7 protein-coding genes are annotated in these 6,465 nt (G+C 36.3%); 2 read left to right on the top strand and 5 right to left on the bottom strand.

Annotated features, from left to right (window positions below; all coding sequences use genetic code 11):
• Positions 1-507 precede the first annotated feature (507 nt).
• Positions 508-2,661 carry an HD family phosphohydrolase gene (locus AC4MRQ_RS24230; RefSeq protein ID WP_491200312.1) on the bottom strand — a complete coding sequence of 718 codons (2,154 nt, stop codon included), beginning with the start codon at positions 2,659-2,661 and terminating at the stop codon, positions 508-510.
• Between the two features lie 155 nt (positions 2,662-2,816).
• Between AC4MRQ_RS24230 and AC4MRQ_RS24225 the strand changes: the two genes are divergently transcribed.
• Together AC4MRQ_RS24225 and AC4MRQ_RS24220 are read left to right on the top strand one after the other, a co-directional pair.
• On the top strand, positions 2,817-3,593 hold the full coding sequence (locus AC4MRQ_RS24225) for a C40 family peptidase (RefSeq protein ID WP_491200311.1): 777 nt from the start codon (positions 2,817-2,819) through the stop codon (positions 3,591-3,593).
• Positions 3,593-4,030, top strand: a complete 438-nt coding sequence (locus AC4MRQ_RS24220) for an NUDIX domain-containing protein (RefSeq protein WP_491200310.1) — start codon at positions 3,593-3,595, stop codon at positions 4,028-4,030. Before AC4MRQ_RS24225 ends, AC4MRQ_RS24220 begins: the two co-directional genes overlap by 1 nt.
• Here the strand turns inward: AC4MRQ_RS24220 and AC4MRQ_RS24215 are convergent.
• The 4 genes from AC4MRQ_RS24215 to AC4MRQ_RS24200 form a co-directional block, all read right to left on the bottom strand.
• Positions 4,004-4,675, bottom strand: a complete 672-nt coding sequence (locus AC4MRQ_RS24215; protein ID WP_491200309.1) for a WbqC family protein — start codon at positions 4,673-4,675, stop codon at positions 4,004-4,006. The genes AC4MRQ_RS24220 and AC4MRQ_RS24215 overlap by 27 nt on opposite strands.
• Complete coding sequence (locus AC4MRQ_RS24210; RefSeq protein WP_491200308.1) at positions 4,632-4,886, bottom strand: lipopolysaccharide assembly protein LapA domain-containing protein; 255 nt, start codon at positions 4,884-4,886, stop codon at positions 4,632-4,634. The genes AC4MRQ_RS24215 and AC4MRQ_RS24210 overlap by 44 nt, the downstream gene beginning before the upstream one ends.
• Before the next feature lie 60 nt (positions 4,887-4,946).
• Positions 4,947-6,104: a signal peptidase I gene (gene lepB, locus AC4MRQ_RS24205; RefSeq protein ID WP_491200307.1), complete on the bottom strand. Its 1,158-nt coding sequence runs from the start codon at positions 6,102-6,104 to the stop codon at positions 4,947-4,949.
• A gap of 48 nt (positions 6,105-6,152) precedes the next feature.
• Positions 6,153-6,465 (bottom strand): S26 family signal peptidase (locus AC4MRQ_RS24200; RefSeq protein WP_491200306.1); only part of this gene is annotated, 313 nt, incomplete at its 5' end.

The following is a 6,465-nucleotide window of genomic DNA, read 5'->3' as shown; positions in this document are numbered from 1 at the left end:
GCCTTTTTTTTCAGAAACCCCTTATTCAAACGAATAAGGGGTTTTTTGTGTTTAAGACGTTTAAGAGAATCCTTTCTGTTTGGGGTTATCCTGAATGAAATTAAAGCAATCAATTAGTATTGGTTGCTATACTTGACAATGGTAATTATTGTTTGACACTTTAATTCTACTCTCGAGAATCCCATAGCCTATGGATGAAGTAGATTTGTTGTACTGAAAACTTACCAATAGATTATGAAAATCTGCGGTAATCTGCGCAATCAGTGAGAAATAGAAAAACTTTGTGAATTTCTGGTGTTAAACTGTCTTAGTTTATTGTGCTAAAACTGCAATTAACCGCTTCTTTAAAGAACCAGAAAACAGGTACAGTACTTCAAAACATGGCTCATACATACTAAACTAATAAATAGTCTTTATCAGGAAAGATAGGTTAATGAGTAGTCTTAAAAATAGGTTGATGTAAACTCAACTTACTTTAGGACTTGATGTAACCCATTAAAACGATTGTTATTTAACCACTTTTTTCTTTTTCTTATTAATGTCTGGGTATTCTATTCTTGCGTGATAAATATTCTTAAGCTTGTTCTTAAAAACTTCTTTTGCTAAAGAGATCTCTTTAAAAGTTATTGGAGCATTGATAAATTGATCTTCTTCTATCTGAATGTTAATAATTTTCTCAACCAATTTATCTATCTCATTGTCCGAGTAATTTTTTAAGCTTCTTGATGCTGCTTCGATAGAGTCGGCCATCATCAAAATAGCAGTTTCCTTAGAGAATGGTGTAGGGCCAGGGTATGTAAAGGAGCTAATATCTGGTGTCTCATCAGGATATTTATTCATAAATGAATTGTAAAAATAACGAGTTTTTGTGGTACCCTGATGTGTAGTAATAAAATCGATTACCTGCTTAGGTAATTTATTCTTTTGGGCCATTTTAACACCGTTATCGATGTGATTAATCACAATTCGGGCGCTCTCTTCATATTCCAGTTCATTATGCGGATTTAGACCTCCAGATTGATTTTCGGTAAAGAACAATGGTGAGGCCATTTTACCAATGTCATGATACATGGCACCAGCACGTACTAATGCTGGATTTGCATCTAATTTGTAAGCTACCTCCTGGGCTAGGTTACCCACTTGAATGCTGTGTTGAAAAGTACCTGGTGCAGCCTCAGCCATTTCACGTAGAATTGGATGATTAGTGTCGGCCAGTTCAATAAGCGTTACATCGGAAAGGAAACCGAATAAACGCTCAAAAATCCATATCAAAGGATATACCATCAGAATCATAATACCATTAACAGCAAAATAGGCATACATTATTGGCTGAACGGTTGTAATAGTGCCTTCCTGCCATAAGTGGAGTGCTGTATAGATAGACGAATAGGTTAAGATAATAAACATGGCAGCACGTACAATGTGGCTGCGACGTAACATACGAAACAGGCTAAACATGGCGACCAAACCAACCGGAATCTGAATAAATACAAATTGGAAGCTGTTTTGCGCAAAAAAAGCACAAATTAGTATGGTCATTACATGCATAAAAAAAGCCAAGCGGCTATCAAGAAAGGTTCGGATAATGATTGGAAGAATGGCAAAAGGAATAATATAAAAAGGGAAATGAATGAAAAATTGCTGAAGACTAGCAAATACTACCATCAGAACTGTTATGAGGAGTATAAAGCTAATGGAACTGATAGATTGATAAACATCCTTTCGGAAATAAAAGAGAAACAAATATATGCATATAAACAGAAATGTTACTAATAGAAACTGCCCGGCCAAAATGAAGTAGTAATCGCTGTCAGATGCAATATTTGCTTCATACTTTCGGCGCAATGAGTTTAGTACTTTGGCTGTTTCAGCAGTAACAATTTCTCCCTGATCAACAATACGCTGACTTGACAATACCCTGCCAGATGTAAGGGAAATATTATCTTTAAGTTGAGTTAATTCACTTGCATTTCGCTCTTCGTTGATGGTTACATTGGCACTAATATATTTGTTTAATTGGAGTTGGTTAATAAAAGCTGATGCTTCATTAAGAACATCTTCATCATCAATGTTTAGTTCATTAATAGAATTACTAATCAGTTTCTTATACGCACTTGTGCTTTGTTCCAACTCAGCTAATTCGTAAGGCTCCACAAACGAACCTTTAATAAGCATTAGTTCAAAGCTTGGTTTTGCATCAATATTTGCTTCAGGTAAAAGAATGATTCCTTTTTGGTAAAGCTTCGTTAAATTAGTCGATATCAGATCCCCGACATACTTAAAATAAGTTGCGTTGTTTTTATAAAACTGGCCTAATAGGGGGTAATTACCATTATTAGTATTAACAAATTGTGTGTAATCATTATTAAACTCATTCAGACTATTGCTAATAGTGGTTGTGTCCATTTCAAAGTAAGGACGATGGTTTTTAAGCACTGAATTGGTTTCTTCAGTTAGTTCGGCCTGTGTTTTATATATAGGGAAGTCAAATGGTGCGATCAATGTTTGGTGTTTCCATGGCGCACCCATTTGATATTCATAAGCAAACTTACCCGTTTTAGGTAAAAGATATGTAATCAGCGAGATGCTGATGAAGAAAAGCACGACTCTGGCAAACGGTTTGTAAAACCTACTTTTAAAGCGAGATAACAATTCGACCATAATTCAGAATTTTATTAATGGCTAGATTAATGTGACCAAAGATAGCGAAAGGTAAGTTTTTTTATCCCAATTTTGCCAAGGTTAAAGAAGAGAGTGTTAAATATTGAACTTAAGAGTTTCGTTAGCCAATCTTCCAGATAAGAAATGAAATGACTATGCAGAAGTCGATTTGTACTTATGGTTTTATACCAGTAAGAAAGGACGGATCAGAGAGAGCCGAGATGGTAACTCAGTTACTTTTTGGTGATACATTTGATATTGTTGAAAAGCAAGATGACTGGACACATGTTCGGGTTCATCATGATAATTACGAAGGCTGGGTTAATTCAAAATTAGTTGTAAAGCTTTTGGATAAAGAGGTGAATAATTGGATTAATGCTGAAAAATGGATTGTTCCTGCCCCATTTATCAAAATTGTATCTGAACCCGATAAAACAGCGCATATATTATCAGGAGGTAGCAGTATTTACTTCAATGAAAGTGATCGAAATAGTTTCACCATTGGCAATAAAGAGTACTATTTATCTGGCAATCATAGTTCCACAAAACCAGCAGGTTCAATAGCTGATAATGCATGCGCATTTATAAATACACCTTACCTGTGGGGTGGACGATCGTTCTATGGTATTGATTGTTCCGGATTAACTCAGGTTGTTTACAGAATTGCTGGTTTTAATTTGCCACGCGATGCATCGCAACAGGTACAGCTTGGGAGCATTGTCAATTTTGTAGAAGAAGCAGCTTTAGGTGATTTAGCTTTTTTTGATAATGAAGAAGGTGCAATTACACATGTGGGGCTTTGTCTTGGAAGAGGTGAAATAATTCATGCATCGGGTCGGGTAAGAATTGATAAGCTTGATCACCTTGGAATCTTCGACGAAGAAACGAAATCATATAGTCATAAACTAAGAGTTATTAAGCGCGTTTTATAATGAGTTACACCTACGACTATCCTCGTCCGGCAGTTACTACTGATGTATTTGTATTGGCAGAAGACACCCAACAAGTATTATTAATTCAACGGGGGAAAGATCCTTATAAGGGGCAATGGGCTTTGCCTGGTGGCTTTGTGGATATGGATGAAGATCTACCCCAAGCTGCGTTACGTGAACTAGAGGAGGAAACAGGAATAACCGGCTTAGCCATAAAACAGTTTAAAACCTATGGAACGGTTAATCGCGACCCGAGGCATCGCACCATTTCAGTGGTTTTTACAGCTCAAAGTGATACTGTTATCCCTGTCCAGGGGATGGATGACGCAGCCGATGCACGTTGGTACTCTATTGACAACCTCCCTGAACTTGGATTTGATCATCGCGAAATTATTAACGATATTGTGGCATCATTCCGAAAGGATGGAGTCCTTTAAAATATCGTAAGTTTCAGGACCTTTACAGAATAATAAATCGATAACACTCAGGTTAGGAGTAAAAGGATATTTCTCTGAAAAAACCTGGCGGTATTCAATTGTTTGGTATTGAGAGTCAGCCTTTGGAGAGTTTTTGGGATAAACAGCACGCCTTAAATCATTCACATCTTCAGAGTTAAAAGCCTTAAAACTATCTGTTAATTCAATGGGTGTTTCCAGTTCAAGTTCATCAAGAATGGTTTTAAACAAACCCAGATTGAAGTCAAGCAGATATTTATACTTTTTTTCGTAGAAAGGGCGAAAATCATCCGCATAATACTCAAAAAAGGGGGAGCTGTTATAGGCTGATACAATTGACCGCCAATGTTGCTTTTGCCAGTCAGTATCATATCCAATAAGCGTTTCTTTAATACTACTTTTCGTGTTTTTGGTATTAGCAATTGGAATCGCAAGACTTAATGGGCCATTGGCACCCATAATTGAGCAGCGGTTGCTATAGGTTTTTCGCTGATAGTTGGTATGCTGCTCAATAATCAGACTATCTGCGTTAATAACATGTGCAAATAAATGAATTGATCCCAGGTAAGTAAGAGGAATTGTTTTAGTGATCTGCATCGCTTTCAATTGGTTCGTCTGTACCTTCATCCAAAGGTGGTTTTTTATTCTTTTTTGATCTTATAAAGAAGTAAGAGGCACCTGCCAACACACCGCTTAGAAATACAACAATAAGTAAAATGGCTAAGGATACTTCTACCTCATTGAAAAAAATATTTACATCTACAAGGCCTGCATTTTGAACTGAGAAAATCACCAATGCTGCTGCCAGTACTAAGGAAACCCAAAATGACTTTTTCATATACTTTAAGTTTTTGGTTAAAATGTATACCATGCAAGATAAGTAAAATACCCTAATGGACTATAGTTTATCAACCCGCCCGATAATATGGTTTTCAGGCACAAATCCCCAATAACGGCTGTCGAATGAGTGAAACTTATTGTCGCCAGCTACCCAGTAATAGTTCATTTTAAAAGTATATTCATCGCTCTGTTTGCCGTTGATAAATATCTGCTTTTCTTGAATACAAAGTTGATTGCCTTCGTATGATTCTATGATGCGTTTGTAGAGGAAAACATTGTTTAATGTCAGACGAACGGTCTTATTTTTCGTTGGAATAATTATTGGTCCCAGATATGATGCATTCCAAAAAAAGTTTTGCCTAAAAGGAAATACATATATATTGGGCATATTTAGAGTTTCCTCAATGGGCAATAAATATTCGTTCCAATTGTTTTTATTTACCTGATCAGCTTTCATCTCAATTAGCTGTGAACCATTTTCACGATAGCTGGTCAATGCATACTTTCGAATATCATGTTTGACTGCCGTTGGAGTATCCGTTTTAATTTCATACTTATTGATGCAATGGCTATTAAACGGAGATTTTACATGATTGATAAAATACTGACCATTGATATATTGTAATGTATCGCCGGGTACTGCAATCAGTCGTTTGATAAAGATTTTTCTTTCACTAACATTGTTGAACTGCACTTTAGCATCCAATATTGGAGTGTATTTACCTGTATTTTCATACTGGCGTTTGACAAAGTAATAATCTTCATCAGGGTAATCAACAAAGCTGGTGTCAGCTTCAGGAAAGTGAAAGGCAAGAACATCTCCTTTTGCCATTTCCGAATAGCCTTTCAAACGTTTATACCGATGTGGAGTATTAATGTTGGTAGCTGCTCCATATGCCAGTTTGTTGATGAAAACAAGCTCGTTATTGTCATATGAAGGTCGCATACTACTCGATCGAAGTGTATAAAAGCTAAAGACATGTGTGTTGATAAACCAGATACCAATAGTCGACAGCAGGATGGCAAATAACCATTCAATAGATTTAAACTGCCATGGTTTGAGTAGATTTGCTAACCAGGATGAAAGCTTTTTTGCAGCAGGATACCACAGAAAGATGCTTAGGCATAATACCAAGATAATTACCACCCAACTCATACTCCAGATGGCAAGTAATAATCCGATAATGATTAAGAAGTATTGTTTGATAGACTTCAATGTATTTTTGCAAAAAAGGAAGCTCAAAGTTGAGCTTCCTGATAGTATTTATTTATGAACCATCTTAAAGAATCTCTCCAAACGAATGTTGGAAAGGAATCCTTTATCAGGATCAAGTGATAACCAAACAAGAATTGGTTTACCAACAACATGATCTTCGGGTACAAAACCCCAGAACCTGGAGTCGGCAGATTTATGGCGATTATCTCCCAGCATGAAATAATAGTCCATCTTAAATGTGTAAGATCTTGCTACTTCACCATTGATATAGATCTGACCGTTTTTAACATCCAGCGTATTACCTTCATAATTACGAATGACGCGATCATACAACACCAGATTCTTCAGGTTTAACTCAACA

It is taken from the genome of Carboxylicivirga sp. (genome assembly GCF_982718395.1).
The sequence above is the reverse complement of the archived record's forward strand: the minus strand, read 5'-3'. Positions and strand labels throughout refer to the sequence as shown.

Excerpts from the sequence above, each read along its gene's own strand:
- AC4MRQ_RS24210 (WP_491200308.1), bottom strand. The coding sequence starts at position 4,886 with ATGAAAAAGTCATTTTGGGTTTCCTTAGTACTGGCAGCAGCATTGGTG.
- AC4MRQ_RS24215 (WP_491200309.1), bottom strand. The coding sequence starts at position 4,675 with ATGAAGGTACAGACGAACCAATTGAAAGCGATGCAGATCACTAAAACA.
- AC4MRQ_RS24225 (WP_491200311.1), top strand. The coding sequence starts at position 2,817 with ATGCAGAAGTCGATTTGTACTTATGGTTTTATACCAGTAAGAAAGGAC.
- AC4MRQ_RS24230 (WP_491200312.1), bottom strand. The coding sequence starts at position 2,661 with ATGGTCGAATTGTTATCTCGCTTTAAAAGTAGGTTTTACAAACCGTTT.
- AC4MRQ_RS24220 (WP_491200310.1), top strand. The coding sequence starts at position 3,593 with ATGAGTTACACCTACGACTATCCTCGTCCGGCAGTTACTACTGATGTA.